Origin of the sequence: Thauera propionica, from assembly GCF_002245655.1 — a bacterium.
GTDB classification, from domain to species: Bacteria; Pseudomonadota; Gammaproteobacteria; order Burkholderiales; family Rhodocyclaceae; genus Thauera; species Thauera propionica.
In genome coordinates this window covers 135,283-152,956 of record NZ_NOIH01000015.1, presented here as the reverse complement: position 1 = coordinate 152,956, position 17,674 = coordinate 135,283, and the positions used below count along the sequence as shown (strand labels likewise).

20 protein-coding genes are annotated in these 17,674 nt (G+C 65.3%); 18 read left to right on the top strand and 2 right to left on the bottom strand.

What is annotated here, in order from left to right:
* The first annotated feature begins 226 nt into the window (after positions 1 to 226).
* Positions 227 to 1,168, top strand: coding sequence for a diacylglycerol/lipid kinase family protein (locus tag CGK74_RS13595; RefSeq protein ID WP_240498723.1), 942 nt, complete (start codon positions 227 to 229; stop codon positions 1,166 to 1,168).
* Positions 1,165 to 1,989: a metallophosphoesterase family protein gene (locus CGK74_RS13590; protein ID WP_094268984.1), complete on the top strand. Its 825-nt coding sequence runs from the start codon at positions 1,165 to 1,167 to the stop codon at positions 1,987 to 1,989. Before CGK74_RS13595 ends, CGK74_RS13590 begins: the two co-directional genes overlap by 4 nt.
* A 30-nt stretch (positions 1,990 to 2,019) precedes the next feature.
* On the opposite strand, the gene CGK74_RS13585 is transcribed toward CGK74_RS13590, so the two are convergent.
* Positions 2,020 to 3,687, bottom strand: a complete 1,668-nt coding sequence (locus tag CGK74_RS13585) for a sigma-54-dependent Fis family transcriptional regulator (RefSeq protein ID WP_094268983.1) — start codon at positions 3,685 to 3,687, stop codon at positions 2,020 to 2,022.
* A 279-nt stretch (positions 3,688 to 3,966) separates the two neighbouring features.
* Here CGK74_RS13585 and CGK74_RS13580 point away from each other — a divergent pair, with 279 nt between their 5' ends.
* The 8 genes from CGK74_RS13580 to CGK74_RS13545 all read left to right on the top strand — a co-directional run bounded on the left by CGK74_RS13580 (position 3,967) and on the right by CGK74_RS13545 (position 10,319).
* A complete protein-coding gene (locus tag CGK74_RS13580) occupies positions 3,967 to 4,287 on the top strand; it encodes a 2Fe-2S iron-sulfur cluster binding domain-containing protein (protein ID WP_094268982.1) in 321 nt (106 codons plus the stop codon).
* A 294-nt stretch (positions 4,288 to 4,581) separates the two neighbouring features.
* Entirely contained in the window at positions 4,582 to 4,845 is a 264-nt protein-coding gene (locus CGK74_RS13575) for a phenol hydroxylase subunit (protein WP_094268981.1), read from the top strand.
* Positions 4,846 to 4,876: 31 nt separating this feature from the next.
* Positions 4,877 to 5,872 (top strand): aromatic/alkene monooxygenase hydroxylase subunit beta, encoded by a 996-nt coding sequence (locus CGK74_RS13570; RefSeq protein WP_094268980.1) that lies wholly within the window; start codon positions 4,877 to 4,879, stop codon positions 5,870 to 5,872.
* Between the two features lie 12 nt (positions 5,873 to 5,884).
* On the top strand, positions 5,885 to 6,154 hold the full coding sequence (locus CGK74_RS13565) for an MmoB/DmpM family protein (protein ID WP_004252836.1): 270 nt from the start codon (positions 5,885 to 5,887) through the stop codon (positions 6,152 to 6,154).
* Positions 6,155 to 6,174: 20 nt separating this feature from the next.
* Entirely contained in the window at positions 6,175 to 7,728 is a 1,554-nt protein-coding gene (locus tag CGK74_RS13560) for an aromatic/alkene/methane monooxygenase hydroxylase/oxygenase subunit alpha (RefSeq protein ID WP_094268979.1), read from the top strand.
* 62 nt (positions 7,729 to 7,790) lie between these two features.
* A complete protein-coding gene (locus CGK74_RS13555) occupies positions 7,791 to 8,150 on the top strand; it encodes a phenol hydroxylase subunit P4 (protein WP_094268978.1) in 360 nt (119 codons plus the stop codon).
* Between the two features lie 79 nt (positions 8,151 to 8,229).
* The gene (locus CGK74_RS13550) at positions 8,230 to 9,285 is read left to right on the top strand and encodes an NADH:ubiquinone reductase (Na(+)-transporting) subunit F (RefSeq protein WP_094268977.1); all 1,056 of its coding nucleotides are present in this window, start codon (positions 8,230 to 8,232) and stop codon (positions 9,283 to 9,285) included.
* Between the two features lie 104 nt (positions 9,286 to 9,389).
* Entirely contained in the window at positions 9,390 to 10,319 is a 930-nt protein-coding gene (locus tag CGK74_RS13545) for a catechol 2,3-dioxygenase (protein ID WP_094268976.1), read from the top strand.
* A gap of 40 nt (positions 10,320 to 10,359) precedes the next feature.
* On the opposite strand, the gene CGK74_RS13540 is transcribed toward CGK74_RS13545, so the two are convergent.
* The gene (locus tag CGK74_RS13540) at positions 10,360 to 11,079 is read right to left on the bottom strand and encodes an FCD domain-containing protein (RefSeq protein ID WP_094268975.1); all 720 of its coding nucleotides are present in this window, start codon (positions 11,077 to 11,079) and stop codon (positions 10,360 to 10,362) included.
* Positions 11,080 to 11,239: 160 nt separating this feature from the next.
* Here CGK74_RS13540 and CGK74_RS13535 point away from each other — a divergent pair, with 160 nt between their 5' ends.
* From CGK74_RS13535 to CGK74_RS13500, 8 genes are all read left to right on the top strand, one after another.
* Positions 11,240 to 11,677: a GlcG/HbpS family heme-binding protein gene (locus CGK74_RS13535; RefSeq protein ID WP_094268974.1), complete on the top strand. Its 438-nt coding sequence runs from the start codon at positions 11,240 to 11,242 to the stop codon at positions 11,675 to 11,677.
* A gap of 13 nt (positions 11,678 to 11,690) precedes the next feature.
* Positions 11,691 to 13,145 carry a 2-hydroxymuconic semialdehyde dehydrogenase gene (locus CGK74_RS13530; protein ID WP_094268973.1) on the top strand — a complete coding sequence of 485 codons (1,455 nt, stop codon included), beginning with the start codon at positions 11,691 to 11,693 and terminating at the stop codon, positions 13,143 to 13,145.
* An 11-nt stretch (positions 13,146 to 13,156) separates the two neighbouring features.
* Positions 13,157 to 13,939, top strand: a complete 783-nt coding sequence (gene dmpE / locus CGK74_RS13525; protein ID WP_094268972.1) for a 2-oxopent-4-enoate hydratase — start codon at positions 13,157 to 13,159, stop codon at positions 13,937 to 13,939.
* A gap of 100 nt (positions 13,940 to 14,039) precedes the next feature.
* Positions 14,040 to 14,963 carry an acetaldehyde dehydrogenase (acetylating) gene (locus CGK74_RS13520; protein ID WP_094268971.1) on the top strand — a complete coding sequence of 308 codons (924 nt, stop codon included), beginning with the start codon at positions 14,040 to 14,042 and terminating at the stop codon, positions 14,961 to 14,963.
* A 29-nt stretch (positions 14,964 to 14,992) separates the two neighbouring features.
* Positions 14,993 to 16,024 (top strand): 4-hydroxy-2-oxovalerate aldolase, encoded by a 1,032-nt coding sequence (gene dmpG, locus CGK74_RS13515; protein ID WP_094269136.1) that lies wholly within the window; start codon positions 14,993 to 14,995, stop codon positions 16,022 to 16,024.
* On the top strand, positions 16,021 to 16,809 hold the full coding sequence (gene dmpH, locus CGK74_RS13510; RefSeq protein WP_094268970.1) for a 2-oxo-3-hexenedioate decarboxylase: 789 nt from the start codon (positions 16,021 to 16,023) through the stop codon (positions 16,807 to 16,809). Before dmpG ends, dmpH begins: the two co-directional genes overlap by 4 nt.
* Positions 16,810 to 16,863: 54 nt before the next feature.
* Positions 16,864 to 17,055, top strand: a complete 192-nt coding sequence (locus CGK74_RS13505; RefSeq protein WP_094268969.1) for a 2-hydroxymuconate tautomerase — start codon at positions 16,864 to 16,866, stop codon at positions 17,053 to 17,055.
* A gap of 43 nt (positions 17,056 to 17,098) precedes the next feature.
* Positions 17,099 to 17,668: an antibiotic biosynthesis monooxygenase gene (locus CGK74_RS13500; RefSeq protein WP_094269135.1), complete on the top strand. Its 570-nt coding sequence runs from the start codon at positions 17,099 to 17,101 to the stop codon at positions 17,666 to 17,668.
* Positions 17,669 to 17,674: the final 6 nt, after the last annotated feature.

Sequence of the window (17,674 nt, the reverse complement as noted above, 5' to 3'; positions counted from 1 at the left end):
TCTGCGGTTCCCCGAGGTTTCGCCCCGGTTGCGCAACGACGCACGCCGCAGGCTTTCTACAGCAGCATCTTCCGGAGAACACATTCCATGCCCAGCACCCGAAACCTCACCGCCGTCCGGATGTGGCATGGATGAGAATTTCCGGTCCCAGTGGATCGGGGGCGACAGCGCGCACCGCGCTGCGATGTCGGCTCTGCGACTCGACCCCGCGGCGCCCCTGCTGTTCGTGATCAATGCCGGTGCGGGTGCGCTCGACCTTGAGGCCAAGCAGACCGTGATCCGGCGTGCGCTCGCCGAGTATGGGCGAAAGGGTGAATTGTTGGCGTGCGAACCTGCCGATCTGGGACGGGTGGCCACCGAGGCCGCTGCGGCGGCGGCGGCGCGCGGGACGTCCGTGGTGGCGGTCGGTGGCGATGGAAGCCTCAACACGGTGGCGCAGGCTGCGCACGCAGCCGGTTGCCCAATGGGCGTCATCCCTTACGGCACCTTCAATTACTTTGCCCGGACGCACGGGATCGCGACCGAGCCGGACGCTGCGGCACGCCAGTTGATGAATGCGAGCCCGATGCCGGTGCAGGTGGGGGCCATCAACGACCGGATTTTCCTGGTCAATGCCAGCCTGGGCGCTTACCCCGAACTGTTGCAGGACCGCGAGGCCTGGAAAGCGCGCTTTGGCCGCAGCCGCTGGGTGGCGTTCGTGGCGGCTTGTGCGACCTTGCTGCGTGCGCAACGCCGACTGCGGCTGCACATCGAAACGGCTACCACGGTTCGCGATGTGCAGACCCTGACGCTCTTCGTCGGCAACAACCGGCTGCAGTTGCAACAGGTCGGAGTGGATCCTGAAGACACCCTGGACGGTACGCCCGGCGACGGCAGCATGGCCGCGCTGATGCTGCGGCCCATCGGTACGATGTCGATGCTCGGACTGATGCTGCGCGGGGCAATGGGCAGACTGGGGGATGCCGCCGGCGTGGAAACCTTCGAGTTCCGGCACATGGTGGTGAGGCCCAGGCTGGCAACGAGACGCAAGGTGTTCGTAGTCGCGTTTGACGGTGAAGTGACACGCATGCGCGCGCCGATCGACATTCGTGTGCTGGGCAAGCCTTTGTACCTGCTCCAGGTATCGGGCGCAGACGGCAGGGCAGGTGCGCCCGAGGCTGCGGCATGAGTGTCCTGCTGCACATTTCCGACACCCATTTCGGTACCGAAGAGCCGCGGGTGGTCGAGGCCCTGGTCACCCTGGCCGCCCAGCAGCGCCCGGATGTGGTGGTGCTGTCGGGCGACATCACGCAGCGTGCGCGGCCCGTCCAGTTTCGCGCTGCAAAGGCCTTCGCCGATCGACTGGGGGCTCGGGTTCTGGCTGTGCCGGGCAACCACGACATCGCACTGTTCGATCTATGGGCGCGCTTCACCCGCCCGTACGCGCGCTACGCCAAGGCGTTCGGATCCGATCTCGAGCCCGTTCACGCTTCGCAGGATCTCCTCGTCATTGGCGTCAACACCACGCGCCCATGGCGGTTCAAGAACGGAGAAGTGTCCGCGGCGCAGATCGATCGCGTGGCGACCTGGCTGGCAGGCGCCAGAGCACAGCAGTTGCGCGTGGTAGTGGTGCACCAGCCTGCGGCCGTCATCAGGGCTGAGGATCGTGCCGACCAGTTGCGCGGCCACCATGCGGCTTTGCGGGCTTGGGCGGCGGCCGGGGCGGACCTGGTGCTGGGTGGGCATATTCATCTGCCCTACACGCTGGCGCAGCATGGTTTGGCGCGGCGACTCTGGGTCGTGCAGGCGGGAACCGCGGTGTCGTCACGCATACGCCTCGAGGCGCCCAATTCCGTAAATATCCTGCGCTGGGGCGAGTCGCGCGGTGAGCAGGGTAGGCGCGGCGCCGATGCAGGAAAGGACTGCCTTATCGAGCAGTGGGACTATGCACGACAACAAGGTGCCTTTGTGCGCAAGGCGGTCACGTCGGTCGAGCCCGAACGCGGCTGATCGAAAGGCGGTGAGGCGCTGACGCCAGCCTCAGTCGGCCTGCTTCTTGATCCGGTAGTTGAGCTGCGGCCGGGTCATGCCGAGGAGGCGTGCGGCGGCTGCGAGGTTGCCGTTGGCCTGCTCGACGGCGCGTTGCAGGAGGCTTTGCTCGAAGGCCTCGAGCGACACCCCTGAGTCGAGTACCGCTGCGACGAGATCTTGCTCCGGCTGCCGTGTGACTTCGAGCGCGCCCTGCGCGCTCAGCGAGTGTTGCTGGGCGGTGTCGCTAAAGTTGCCGATGAAAAGATGCTCGACCTCGATCAGCCCGTTCTGCGGCGCGAGGATCACGCCGCGTTCGAGCACGTTCTCGAGTTCGCGCACGTTGCCAGGCCAGGCATGGAGCTTGAGTGCGTGCATGGCCTTGTCGCTGATGCCGGCGATGCGTTTGCCGTGCAGGGTCTCGAAGCGGCGGACCATGGCGTCGACCAGGGCAGGGATGTCGCCGGTCCGTTCGCGCAGCGGCGGGATCGTCACCGGATAGACGTTGAGCCGGTAGAACAGGTCGCGGCGGAAGGTGCCGGCGTGGACGGCCTTTTGCAGGTCGACGTTGGTGGCGGCGACCAGCCGGACATTCACCTTGCGCGTGCGTTCGTCGCCCAGCCGTTCGATTTCCCCTTCCTGCAGTACTCGCAGCAGTTTGGCCTGTGCGGGCAGCGGCAATTCGCCGACCTCGTCCAGGAACAGGGTGCCGCCATGTGCGCGCTCGAACTTGCCCGCGCGCGATGCGTGGGCGCCCGTGAAGGCGCCGCGCTCCACCCCGAACAATTCGGATTCGATCAGCTCGTGGGGCAGGGCGGCGCAGTTGACCGCGACGAAGGGCTCGTCCTTGCGCGGGCTCATCTCGTGCAGCGTGCGGGCGAAGCGCTCCTTGCCGACGCCGGTTTCGCCGAGCAGCAGTACCGAGACGTTGGTCGAGGCGGCGCGGCTGACGAGGTCGTAGGCGTGGAGGAAGGCCGACGAGTTACCGATGAGATCGGCGGTTCGGCGCGGACAGGCGATCGTGTGGCGCATTGCCTCGATCTCGTCGCGCAGTTCGAGCAGGCGGCCGACGATCGAGTCGGCCTCGAAGTACGGCCGTAGTTCGTCCGCGTCGGGCCATTCCTCGGCGGGCTTGCCGACGATGCGGCAGTGCTCGCAGCCGGTGGCGGCACACTCGACTTCCTTGAACAGGATGAAGCGCCCCATGAAGGCGCTGGTATAGCCCGAGGCATAGCCGATCATCATCCAGCACACCGGGTGGTCCACCTCGCCGAAGGCCTGCACGTGCACCTCGGCCTCCCAGGCGTTGTGCCATAGGAATTCGCCGTAGAAGCCGTTGTCCGGTCCGCCGAACTCGATCCGTACCGGTTCGACCCGCGCACAGCCCTCGAGCATGTGCAGTTGCGGCCCGACCACGAAGGCATCGGCCGGTCCGCTGGTGCCGCGTGTCTTGCGCGCCAGTTCGGCGTCCCGCATGCCGGAGGCAAAGCCCATGCGCGTGAGAATTCGGCGTGCCTGTTGCTGGCCCACCGACGAGATCAGCTCCTTGCGCAGCTCGGACATGGCGCCGGCGTGCAGGAGCAGCATACGGTTCTCCGCCAGCCAGATGTGCCCGTCTTCCGGCGCGAACCGGAGCAGGCTGCGCAGGTCCGCGCTCTCCGGGTAATGGATAGTGGCCAAGGGTCTCCTCCAGGTTCATGTCGCTCCGCTCTGCGGCGGGTCGTTCCCCGGACACCTCGGCGTTGCCCGGATCGAGACCAAAGCTTAACCGAGGCGGCGCCTGTTCAGGGAGCGGGGCCGTCCGGCGATCATAGTGAAAATCTCGAGAAAAATAAATGATTGGCACGATTCTTGTATCGATGTGCCGTATCGCCGTCATGAGCGACCAATTGCTGATCGTGTACGGGCGCGGTGCTACGCACATCGACGACAGGCACATCGAGAGAGGAGACCGTAGGGATGGGGCAGAGATTCGCGGTGACGATCGAGGACAGCGGGGAACGGGTCGCGTGCGCCGAGCAGGACAGCGTGCTGCGTGCGATGGAGGCCCTCGGGCGAAAGGGTATCCCGGTGGGCTGTCGCGGAGGCGGCTGTGGCGTTTGCAAGGTGCGGGTCACCGGGGGCGCCTACCACACGCGCAAGATGAGCCGCGCCTGCGTGTCCGAAGCAGAGGAGGCGGACGGCGTGGTGCTGGCATGCAAGCTCTTCCCCGACAGCGACCTGAGCCTGAAGGTGGTGGGCAAGATGGCGAAGTCGGTCTGTGCGGGCCGGCGTGACTGAACCCCGCACATCGATCACTGGCAAGGCACCGAACGGGCCGGCGGACGAGAGTCCCCGGCCCGTTCCGTTATCGGGGGGCGTGTTGTGCATGGCAATAAAGGGAGTGAATCAAATAATCAATGAAATGCATTAAGTGATCATTTGGTTAAGTGCTGCGTCGGCTTGAGATGGCGAAGAAATCTCGAGAATAATGATAAATAGCGTCAATGCGGCGATTGAATGAGATTGGCACGGAAGTTGTTACTGCCTTCCCCGTGGCAAGCCCGTGTTGATCAAACCGAAGGAGAGTGAGGGATGAAGCGTACAGAGCCCGAAATCGACCTCAGCCGGAAGTTCGTGCGCCTGATCGAGCGCAGGCCTGACGGCTTCGTGGAGTTCGAGTTCGCGATCGGCGACCCCGAGCTCTACGCCGAGATGTTGCTCCCGTCGGAGGCCTACGCATCGTTCTGCGAGGTCAATGGCGTGGTCTTCCTCGAGCCCCGTGACGATGGCGGCACGGGCGCAACGGAGGACTGGAACTGGAACCTGCATCAAGCCACGCACCAGCGGTTCCGCTGAGCGTGACCCACAAGCACAAGGAGGAGAACCCATGCAGATCGATTTGCGTACCGTCACCATCAAGCCGCTGCGACAGACGTTCGACAACATCGCCCGGCGCATCGGTGGCGACAAGCCGGCGTCGCGTTACCAGGAGGGCACGCTGGACATGCAGCAGACGGCCAATTTCCATTACCGGCCGACCTGGGACCCCGAGCACGACATCTACGATGCCTCGCGCACCGCGATCAGGATGGCCGACTGGTACGCGTTCAAGGATCCGCGCCAGTTCTACTACGGCGCCTACACCATGGCGCGCGCCAAGCAGCAGGACACCGCGGAGGCCAACTTCGACTTCGTCGAGAACCGCGGTCTCGCTGCGACCCTGCCCGAGTCGGTGCGCGATACCGTACTCAAGCTGCTGCTGCCACTGCGCCACGTGGCCTGGGGCTCGAACATGAACAACGCGAGTGTCTGTGCCTACAGCTATGGCACCGGTTTCTCGCAGCCGCACATCTACCAGGCGATGGACCAGCTCGGCATCGCCCAGTACCTCACCCGCGTCGGGCTGCTGCTCGGCGATGTCGAATCGCTGGACGAAGCCAAGCGCGCCTGGATGGAGGACGACGCCTGGCAGGGCCTGCGCCGCTACGTCGAGGACTCCTTCGTGATCAAGGACCCGGTGGAGCTCTTCGTGGCGCAGAACGTCGCGCTCGATGGCCTGCTGTATCCGCTGGTGTACGAAACCATCGTCGATGACGTGCTCTCGTCCCAGGGCGGTACCGCGGTGGCGATGCTCACCCAGTTCATGACCGACTGGTTTGCCGAGACCAGGAAATGGGTCGATGCCACGGTGAAGATCGCGGCGGCCGAGTCGCCCGAGAACAAGGAGGTCATGGCGCGCTGGCTGAGTCAGTGGCGCGATCGTTCGGCCTCGGCACTGTTGCCGGTGGCGCGCATCGCCCTCGGCAATCGCTCGGACGAGGTTCTCGCCGAAGTCGTCCAGCAATTCAACGCACGCATGGCCAAGGCCGGCGTCACCCTCTGAGCGGAGCACCCAATGTCGACCGTATTCCTTGCGTTGCAGACCAACGAAGACACCCGCCCGATCATCGAGGCGATCCTGCAGGACAACCCTTCGGCAGTCGTGGACGAGCAGCCCGCGATGGTGAAGATCAACGCCGACGGCCGCCTCGTCGTGCGCCGCGAGACGATCGAGGAGATCACCGGCCGCGCGTACGACCTGCAGGAGCTGCAGGTCAACATGATCACCATGTCGGGCAACCTCGATCAGACCGACGACGAGATCACCCTGTTCTGGAAATCCTGAGACCCCGAGGAGACAAGACGATGGACATGCAAGTTGCCAAGAAGAAGCTCGGCCTGAAAGAGCGCTATTCGGTGATGACCCGGGGCCTCGACTGGACCCCGTCCTACCAGAAGATGGAAGACATCTACCCCTACATCGCCTACGAGGGGATCAAGATCCACGACTGGGACAAGTGGGAGGACCCCTTCCGCCTGACCATGGATGCCTACTGGAAGTACCAGGCCGAGAAGGAACGCAAGCTGTACGCGATCATCGACGCCTTCAACCAGAACAACGGCCACCTCAACGTCACTGACGCGCGCTACATCAATACCGTCAAGCTCTTTATCAGCGGCATCAGCCCGCTCGAGTACGTCGCCCACCGCGGCTTCGCCCATGCCGGCAGGGCTTTCCCCGGCCCTGGTCCGCGCGTCGCCTGCCTGATGCAGTCGCTCGACGAGATCCGCCACGCGCAGACGCAGGTGCACGCGATCTCGAACTACAACAAGTACTACAACGGCATGCACGACTTCCATCACATGCACGACCGCGTGTGGTTCCTGTCGGTGCCGAAGAGTTTCTTCGACGATGCCATCACCGCCGGCCCGTTCGAGTTCATGGTCTCGATCGGCTTCTCGTTCGAGTACGTGCTGACCAACCTGCTGTTCGTGCCCTTCGTCTCGGGCGCAGCCTACAACGGCGACATGGGCACGATGACCTTCGGCTTCTCGGCGCAGTCCGACGAAGCACGCCACATGACGCTGGGCCTGGAGGTGATCAAGTTCATCCTCGAGCAGGACCCCGCCAACGTGCCCATCGTGCAGCGCTGGATCGACAAGTGGACCTGGCGCGGCTATCGCGTGCTGACCCTGGTGGCAATGATGATGGACTACATGCTGCCCAAGCGCACGATGAGCTGGAAGGAAGCCTGGGAGGTGTACTTCGAAGAGAACGGCGGCGCGCTGTTCAAGGACCTCGCCCGCTATGGCATCAAGATGCCGAAGTGCGCCGAGCAGATCGCGCTCGAGAAGGACCACCTGTCTCACCAGGCCTGGAGCACCTTCTACAACTACGCCGCCGCCGCCAACTTCCACACCTGGATGCCGGACGAAGACGAGATGGCGTGGCTGTCGGCGAAGTACCCGAACAGCTTCGACAAACACTACCGCCCGCGCTACGAGTTCTGGCGCGAGCAGGCCGCCAAGGGCAACCGCTTCTACAACAAGACGCTGCCCATGCTGTGCCAGACCTGCCAGATCCCGATGCTGTTCACCGAGCCGGGCGACCCGACCAAGATCTGCTACCGCGAGGTCGACTACAAGGGCGACAAGTATCACTTCTGTTCGGATCACTGCAAAGAGATCTTCGAGCACGAGCCGGAGAAGTATGTCCAGGCCTGGCTGCCGGTGCACCAGATCTACCAGGGCAACTGCTTCCCCGAGGGCACCGACCCGACGGTCGAGGGCTTCGACGCGCTTGGCGCGGTGCTGAAGTACTACAACCTCGAGCATGGCCGCGACAACCTCGACTTCGACATCTCGGAAGACAAGAAGAACTTCGCCGAGTGGCGCGGCCAGGCGACGAAGAACATCTGAGCCCTCGATGCCGCGGGCCTGCCTCGGTCCGCGGCCGACGACAAGACACCAGGAGACATGACATGGCTGTAGCCGCCATTTCCAAGTACGACTTCGCGCCCGCCGACACCCAGGACAAGTTCCACGGCGCGCAACTGCTCTACATCGGCTGGGAAGACCATCTGCTTTTCTGCGCCCCGTTCTGCTTCCCCTTTCCGCCGACGATGCGCTTCGGTGACGTGGTTGCCGGGCCGATGAAAGCCGCCTTCGGTTACCACCCGGACTTCGCCCAGATCGACTGGACGAAGGTCGAGTGGTTGAAGTCCGGCAAGCCGTTCGCGCCCGACTTCGACAAGTCGCTCGCCGACAACGGCCTCAGGCACAAGGACGTGATCCGCTTCCGCACGCCCGGTCTCACCGGCATCAAGGGTTCGTGCAACTGAAGCTGCGTGCGGGCAGCGGCCCGCTGCGGTGGGTCGCCAACTTCGCCCGGCGGAGAAGGGAAAAGAACGGAAACGCATCATGAGCTACGAACTGACCATTGAACCGATCGGCCAGACGATCGAAGTGGAGGAGGGCCAGACCATCCTCGACGCTGCCCTGCGCGCCGGAATCTGGCTGCCCCATGCCTGCTGTCACGGCCTGTGCGCCACCTGCAAGGTGCAGGTCCTTGACGGCGAGGTAGACCACGGCGAGGCGTCGAGCTTCGCGCTGATGGATTTCGAGCGCGACGAGGGCAAGACGCTGGCGTGCTGTGCACGCCTCGAGTCGGACGTGACGATCGAGGCCGAGATCGAGGAGGAGGCGGACGCGGAGTCGATCCCGGTGCGCGACTTCCCTGGCACCGTGACCCGCATCGAGGCGCTCACGCCCACGATCAAGGCGGTGTTCATCGAGACCGACGAGCCGATGCACTTCCAGGCCGGCCAGTACATCAACTTCTTCCTCGAAGGCGGCGAGTACAGCCGGGCCTTTTCGCTGGCGAATCCGCCGTCGACCGGACGCGAGGTGGAACTCAACATCCGCGTCGTCCCGGGCGGCCGCGGCACCACGTGGATCCACGAGCAACTCAAGGTCGGCGAGCGTGTGCGCCTGTCCGGTCCCTACGGTCGCTTCTTCGTGCGCAAGTCGGCGCCCGAAGCGCTGCTGTTCATGGCCGGTGGCTCGGGGCTGTCGAGCCCGCGCTCGATGATCCTCGACCTGCTCGAAGCCGGCGACACGCGACCGATGACCTTGGTGTACGGCCAGCGCAACCGGGGCGAGCTGTATTACCACGACGCGTTCCTCGCGCTCGCCGCGAAGTACCCGAACTTCAGCTACGTCCCGGCCCTGTCGGACGAGCCGGCCGACTCCGGCTGGGACGGCTTCCGCGGCTATGTCCACGAGGCGGCGACGGCGCACTTCGACAATGACTTCCGCGGACACAAGGCCTACCTGTGCGGCCCGCCGCTGATGATCGACGCGTGCATCACCGCGCTGATGCAGGGCCGCCTGTTCGAGCGGGACATCTTCATGGAGAAGTTCTTCTCCGCAGCCGATGTCCAGCAGGTCCGCAGCCCCCTGTTCAAGCGCATCTAGTGTTCTCTGGCCGGCGGCGCCTGCCCGGCTGCCGGCCTGTGTCGTGACGATTTCAAACCGCCGCGGGAATCCACCCCGGCAATCAATATGGAGAGGAGACAATCATGGCAATGACTGGTGTTCTGCGTCCGGGCCACGCCCAGATCCGCGTGCTCAACATCGAGGAAGGGGTCAAACACTACGGCAAGGTGCTCGGCCTGATCGAGACCGGCCGCGACAGCCAGGGCCGCGTGTACTTCAAGGCCTGGGACGAGCGCGACCACCATAGCGTCGTCCTGCGCGAGGCCGACAGCGCCGGCATCGACTTCTTCGGTTTCAAGGTGTCGGACCAGGCCACGCTCGACAAGCTCGACCGCGACCTGCAGGCCTACGGCGTCAAGACTGAGCGCATTCCGGCCGGCGAGCTGCTGGAGACGGGCGAGCGCGTGCGCTTCGAGGTGCCCTCCGGCCACCTGATCGAGCTGTACTGGGAAAAGAGCGACTACGGCAACGACGACACCTACACCAACCCGCCGCCCTGGACCGACGACGCCGAGCGCGGCATCGCCCCCATCCGCCTCGACCATTGCCTGCTCTACGGTCCCGACATCGAGAAGGTGCAGGACATCTTCGTGAACGTGCTCGGCTTCTACCTCGTCGAGCACGTGATCATGGAAGACGGCAAGACCGATCTGGCGATCTGGCTGTCGTGCTCGATCAAGGCGCATGACATCGCCTTCGTCCGCCATCCCGAGCCGGGCAAGCTGCACCACGTCTCCTTCCTGCTCGAAAGCTGGGAGAAGGTGCTGCGGGCGGCCGACATCATGTCGATGAACCGGGTGTCGATCGACATCGGTCCGACCCGCCATGGCATTACGCGCGGCACCACGATCTACGCCTTCGATCCGTCGGGCAACCGCTTCGAAACCTTCTGCGGCGGTTATCAGTGCTACCCGGACTGGAAGCCGATCCGCTGGACCTGGGATGAGGTCGGTGCGGGCATCTTCTACCACGACCGCAAGCTCAACGAGCGCTTCCTGACCGTGGTGTCGTAAGCGGCAGCGGCCACGGCAGCGTCGCTGCCGTGGCCGGGTCTCAGTGCTTGCCCTTGCCGGTGAAGAAGTCTGCCGGCATGCGCCTGACGGCATCCAGGGTGCGCAGGATGTGCTCGGTCAGGATGGAGGTGGCGCGGGTCGCATCGCGTGCCAGCGTTGCCTCGAACAAGGCCTGGTGCTCGGCATGAATGTCGCGGGCGATGGGCTGGCGGAACAGGCTGATGCGGCGATACCGCTCGGACTGCTGGTAGAGGATGCGCTGGAAATGACGGATCCAGCGCGAGCCGGAGGCGGAGATGAGGGCTTCATGGAAGGCGCGGTTGCGGACCTCCCATTCCTGCGTGGTGCCGACGTCGTGATCGGCCAGGCGCTGCTCGGCACGCGACAGGCGGTGGAAGGCGGCGACGATCGCGGCTTCCCATTCCTCGCCACCCGAGGCGATCGATTGCCTGAGCGCTTCGGTCTCGAGCAGTACGCGGGTGCGGGTGATGTCCTCGAAGTCGGCGATCGAGATCGGTGCGACACGGAAGCCACGCTGGCCCTGCGCGACGACCAGGGCGTCGGTCACCAGCAGCAGGAGCGCCTCGCGCAGCGTGCCGGCGCCGACGTCGTAGCGGTCCTTGAGGTGCTCGACGCGCAGCTTCTCGCCCGGTGCATGCACGCCCTCGATGATGTCGCGGCGCAGACGCTGGTAGGCGCCTTCGACCAGGGTCTTGGGTTCCAGGGCTTCCGGGGCTTGGGTGAGGGCGTTTTCGCTCATGGTGGTGCGGGGTCCGAAGGGCAATTTCGCTTGCATTCTAGCTGACGGCAGCCTTTACGGCAGATTGTCTAAAATCTCGAGAAAATATATTGACGTCGAGAATAAGCTGGTCTAACTTCACATGGGTCAGACGCAGCAGTGCGAATTGGGAGTCGAGAGAATGAAGCTTGCCGTCACGCAGAACACGATCAGCTGGGAAGCCGCACATGCGGCGGTGGAAGCCGCCGTGCAGGAAGCGCAGCGGCTGGGCGTGCGCATCAACGTCGCCGTCGCCGATGCCTCGGGCAACCTGGTGGCCTTCCTGCGCATGCCGGGCGCCTTCCCGCAGTCGATCGCGATCGCCATCGACAAGGCCTACACCGCGGGTGGTTTCGGCTTCCCGACCGGTGACTGGATGAAGGTTGTGGGCGACAACGAGGGCATGAAGCTCGGTTTCTCCGCCCAGCCGCGGCTCATCGTCTTCGGCGGCGGCCTGCCCATCCGCAGTGGCGGCGCACTGCTTGGCGGCATCGGTGTGTCCGGTGCTTCGGAAGAACAGGATGGCATCTGCGCGCAGGCCGGCCTGCGCGCAATCGGTGCCGACACAAGTGAAGCGTGAGGGAGCGCAGTCAATGAAACAGATCCACAACTTCATCAACGGCGAGTTCGTCGCCACGGCCAAGTCCTTCGACAAGTTCTCGCCGCTGGACAACGCGTTGATCGCCACGGTGCATGAGGCGGGCAAGGCCGAGGTCGATGCCGCCGTCGCGGCGGCACGCGCCGCGCTGAACGGGCCCTGGGGCCGAATGACCGTGGCCGAGCGCGTCGACCTGCTCAATGCGGTGGCCGACGGCATCAACAAGCGCTTCGACGATTTCCTCGCGGCCGAATGCGCCGACACCGGCAAGCCGCGCAGCCTCGCCAGCCATATCGACATCCCGCGCGGTGCGGCCAACTTCAAGGTGTTCGCCGACGTCATCAAGAGCGTCCCGACCGAGTTCTTCGAGATGGCCACCCCTGACGGCCGCGGTGCGCTGAACTACGCAGTGCGTCGCCCGGTGGGCGTGGTCGGCGTGATCTGCCCGTGGAACCTGCCGCTGCTGCTGATGACCTGGAAGGTCGGTCCGGCGCTGGCTTGCGGCAACACCGTGGTGGTGAAGCCCTCGGAGGAAACCCCGCAGACCGCGACGCTGCTGGGTGAAGTCATGAACGAGGTCGGCATGCCCAAGGGCGTGTACAACGTGGTGCATGGTTTCGGCCCCGGCTCGGCGGGCGAGTTCGTCACCACCCACCCCGGCGTCAATGCCATCACCTTCACCGGCGAGACGCGCACGGGGGCGGCGATCATGAAGGCGGCGTCCGACGGTGCGCGCCCGGTGTCGCTGGAGATGGGTGGCAAGAACCCTGCCATCGTCTTCGCCGACTGCGACTTCGATGCCGCCATCGAAGGCACGATGCGCTCGGTGTTCGCCAACTGCGGCCAGGTCTGCTTGGGCACGGAGCGGGTCTATGTCGAACGCCCGATTTTCGACCGCTTCGTCGAGGCGCTGAAGAGGGGAGCGGAAGGCCTGCGGCTCGGCCGGCCCGAGGATGCGGCCACCGGGCTCGGCCCGCTGATCTCGCAGGAGCACAAGCGCAAGGTGCTGTCGTACTACGACAAGGCCAGGGCGCTGGGCGCCACCGTGGTCACCGGCGGCGGCGTGCCCGACATGCCGGGCGAGCTCGCCAACGGCGCCTGGGTGCAGCCCACCATCTGGACCGGCCTCGACGACAGCTCGCCGATCGCGCGCGAGGAGATCTTCGGCCCCTGCACGCTGATCCAGCCGTTCGATGCCGAGGACGAGGTCATCCGTCGCGCCAACGACACCGAGTACGGCCTCGCCTGCTCGGTGTGGACCAAGGACCTGGCGCGTGCGCACCGCGTCGCCGGCCAGATCGAAGCCGGCCTGGTGTGGGTGAACTCCTGGTTCCTGCGCGACCTGCGTACCCCCTTCGGCGGTTCCAAGCAATCGGGCATCGGCCGCGAAGGCGGCGTGCATTCGCTCGAGTTCTACACCGAGCTCAAGAACGTCTGCATCAAGCTGTGAGGACCGCTGCCATGGACAAGAACACCATCGAACAACTCGGCGACGAGCTCTACCACGCACTGGTGAAGCGTGAGGTGCTGGCGCCGCTCACCGAGCGTCATCCGGACATCACCATCGAGGACGCCTACCGCATCCAGCAGCGCATGATCGCGCGCCGCCTGGAGGCTGGCGAGCGTATCGTCGGCAAGAAGATCGGCGTGACCAGCAAGGCGGTGATGAACATGCTCGGCGTGTACCAGCCCGACTTCGGCATGCTCACCGACGGCATGCTCTACAACGAAGGCGAGGCCATCCCCGCCGACACTCTGATCCAGCCCAAGGCCGAAGGCGAGATCGCCTTCGTGCTGAAGAAGGATCTCAAGGGGCCGGGCGTGACTGCGGCCGACGTGCTGGCCGCCACCGAAGGCGTCATGACCTGCTTCGAGATCGTCGATTCGCGCATCCGCGACTGGAAGATCAAGATCCAGGACACCGTCGCGGACAACGCCTCGTGCGGCGTGTTCGTGCTGGGCGACAGCCTGGTCGATCCGCGCAAGGTCGACCTGAACACCTGCGGCATGGTGCTGGAGAAGAACGGCGAGATCGTCGCCACCGGCTCGGGGGCAGCGGCGCTGGGTGCGCCGGCCAACGCCGTGGCCTGGCTGGCGAATACGCTGGGGGCGCTCGACATCCCGCTTAAGGCGGGCGAGGTCGTGCTTTCGGGTTCGCTCGCGATCATGGTGCCGGTACAGGCGGGCGACAACCTGCGCGTCACGATCGGCGGCATCGGCAGTTGTTCGGTGCGTTTCGTCTGATTGCGCGTGTCCGGTTCGCAACTGCACGGCTCCCGTCTCCCACTTTCTCCGGGGGCCGTGCGGTCTGCGTCCTCACGCCACTCCTTGCAAGGAAGCTCTCATGAACAAGATCAAATGCGCCCTGATCGGTCCGGGCAACATCGGCACCGACCTGCTGTACAAGTTGAAGCGTAGCCCGGTGCTGGAGCCGGTGTGGATGGTGGGGATCGACGCCACTTCCGAGGGCCTGGCGCGTGCGCGCGAGATGGGGCTCAAGACCACCGCCGAGGGCGTCGACGGCCTGCTGCCGCATGTGCTGGCCGACGGCGTGCAGATCGCCTTCGATGCCACCTCGGCCTACGTCCATGCCGAGAACAGCCGCAAGCTCAATGAGCTCGGCGTGCTGATGATCGACCTCACGCCCGCGGCCATCGGCCCCTTCTGCGTGCCGCCGGTCAATCTCGTCGAGCACGTCGGCAAGGGCGAAATGAACGTGAACATGGTCACCTGCGGCGGCCAGGCCACGATCCCGATGGTCGCGGCGGTGTCGCGCGTGCAGCCGGTGGCCTACGGCGAGATCGTCGCCACGGTGTCCTCCAAGAGTGCCGGTCCGGGCACGCGCAAGAACATCGACGAATTCACCCGCACCACTGCCGGTGCGGTCGAGAAGGTGGGCGGCGCCAAGAAAGGCAAGGCCATCATCATCCTCAACCCGGCCGAACCGCCGCTGATCATGCGCGACACGGTGCATTGCCTCACCGAGACCGAACCGGACCAGGCCGCGATCACCGAATCCATCCACGCCATGATCCGCGAAGTGCAGAAGTACGTGCCCGGTTACCGCCTGGTGAATGGCCCGGTGTTCGACGGCAACCGCGTCTCGGTCTTCCTGGAAGTCGAAGGCCTGGGCGACTACCTGCCCAAGTACGCCGGCAACCTCGACATCATGACCGCGGCCGGTGCGCGCACCGCCGAGATGTTCGCCGAGGAGATCCTCGCCGGGCGCCTGAAACTCGAATCCAACCGCGCCACGATGGTGGCCTGAGCGGCGACCAGACGAAGGAGATGAAGAACATGGAACTTCGCGGCAAGAAGATCACCGTCCACGACATGACCCTGCGTGACGGCATGCACCCCAAGCGTCACCTGATGACGCTCGAGCAGATGAAGACCATCGCCGTCGGCCTGGACGAAGCGGGCATCCCGCTGATCGAGGTCACCCACGGCGACGGCCTCGGGGGCAGCTCGGTGAACTACGGTTTCCCCGCCCACAGCGACGAGGAATACCTCGGCGCGGTGATCCCGCTGATGAAGCAGGCCAAGGTCTCGGCGCTGCTGCTGCCGGGCATCGGCACGGTGGATCACCTGAAGATGGCGCACGAGATCGGCGTGTCGACGATTCGCGTCGCCACCCACTGCACCGAGGCCGACGTCTCCGAGCAACACATCGGCATGGCCCGCAAGCTCGGCATGGACACCGTCGGCTTCCTGATGATGGCGCACATGAACAGCCCCGAGGGCCTGGTCAAGCAAGCCAAGCTGATGGAGAGCTACGGCGCCAACTGCATTTACGTCACCGACTCGGCCGGGCACCTGCTGCCCGACACGGTCAAGTCGCGCCTCAGTGCCGTGCGGGACGCGCTGAAACCGGAAACGGAACTCGGCTTTCACGGCCACCACAACCTCGCCATGGGCGTGGCCAACAGCCTCGCGGCGCTCGAAGTCGGTGCCACCCGCATCGACGCGGCCGCCGCCGGGCTGGGCGCCGGTGCGGGCAACACCCCGATGGAAGTCTTCATTGCGGTGTGCGACCTGATGGGAATCGAGACCGGCGTGGATGTGTTCAGGATCCAGGACGTGGCCGAGGACCTGGTGGTGCCGATCATGGACTTCCCGATCCGCATCGACCGCGATGCGCTCACGCTGGGCTATGCCGGCGTGTATGGCTCCTTCCTGCTGTTCGCCAAGCGCGCCGAGAAGAAGTACGGCGTGCCCGCGCGCGAGATCCTGGTCGAGATGGGCCGGCGCGGCATGGTCGGCGGGCAGGAGGACATGATCGAGGATACGGCGCTGAATCTGGCGCGGGCGAAGGGGATTGCAGCATGAAACTGTCACGCGAAGTCATCGAACAACTCGCCATCCATCTCGAGACCTGCGAGCTGGAGGCGAAGGACACGCCCAAGATCACCGACGCGCATCCCGACATGGACTGGGACGACGCCTACGCGATCCAGGACGAGATCAAGCGGCGCAAGGTCGCCCGCGGCAACCGGGTCATCGGCCTCAAGGCCGGCCTGACCTCGCACGCCAAGATGAAGCAGATGGGCGTCGAGACGCCGGTATTCGGCTTCCTGGTGGACTACTTCAGCGTGCCCGAGGGCGGCGAGATCGACACCACGAAGCTGATCCATCCCAAGGTCGAGCCCGAGATCGCCTTCGTCACCAAGGCGCCGCTGCGCGGACCCGGCTGCCATATCGGTGCCGTTCTGGCAGCGACTGACTTCGTGATTCCCGCCATCGAGGTCATCGACAGCCGCTACCGCGACTTCAAGTTCGACCTGAAGAGCGTGGTCGCCGACAACTGCTCGTCGAGCCGTTTCGTCGTCGGTGGCCGGATGGGCAACGTGGCCGACCTCAACTTGCGCACCACCGGCATCGTGCTGGAGAAGAACGGCGAACCGGTGGCCTTCGGCGCCGGGGCCGCGGTGCTGGGGCACCCGGCGGCAGCCATCGCCATGCTGGCCAACATGCTGGGCGAGCGCGGTGAGGAGATCCCCGCCGGCACGCTGATCCTGTCGGGCGGCATCACAGAGGCGGTGGCCGTGGAGCCGGGCGACGATGTCACGCTGCGGGTGCAGGACCTCGGCTCGGTGTCCGTCCGCTTCAAGTAAATCGAACCCTCCGGGGCGCCCACTGGCGCCCCGGCCTCAGTCCGGGAGAAGGCAATGCCGTTCGCACAGATTCACATTCTCGAAGGCCGTACCGAAGAACAGAAACGCGCCGTGATCGAAAAGGTCACCCAGGCGCTGGTCGAGGCGCTCGATGCGCCGCCGCAGGCCGTGCGTGTGCTGATCAGCGAGGTGCCGAAAGGCAACTGGGGTATCGGCGGCGTGTCGGCGAAGGACCTCGGGCGCTAATGCGCCGATCCTGTGTGAAGACCGACCAGGAGAGATGGCGCCCATGAGCACGCCCGTCGAAGCCTCCGCCGCCCGCGTCACCCGTATCGCCCGCCGACGCGCGCAGCCCGGACGCGAGCAGGAATACGAGGAGCGGCTGCGCGAGATGCTGGCGAAGATGCGTGCCCACAAGGGCTTCCTCGGCGGTGACATCATTCCGCCCGAAGCGCCCGACGGCGAGTATCAGATCGTGACCCGCTTCGCCTCAGAGGCCGACCTCGACGAATGGGACCGCAGCCCCGCGCGCGCCCATTGCCTCGAACGCCTGCGCGAGGTCGCCGAGGGCGAGCCCGAGTTCCGCAAGCTGAGCGGCCTCGAGGCCTGGTTCGAGCCCGCCGTCGTACCGGCCAGCATGCATCCGCCGCGTGCGCGGATGGCGCTGGTGACCTGGCTCGGTATCTTCCCGACGGTGTCCTTCTTCCTCTGGTTCGTCGCCCCCTGGCTGCAAGGTCTGCCTTTCCTGCTGCGCACGGCGCTGTTGACGGCGCTCATCGTCATGACCATGACCTGGCTGGTGATGCCGCGGCTGACGCGGCTGATGCGCGGCTGGCTGAATCCGGGGCGGCGCGACTGAGCGGGG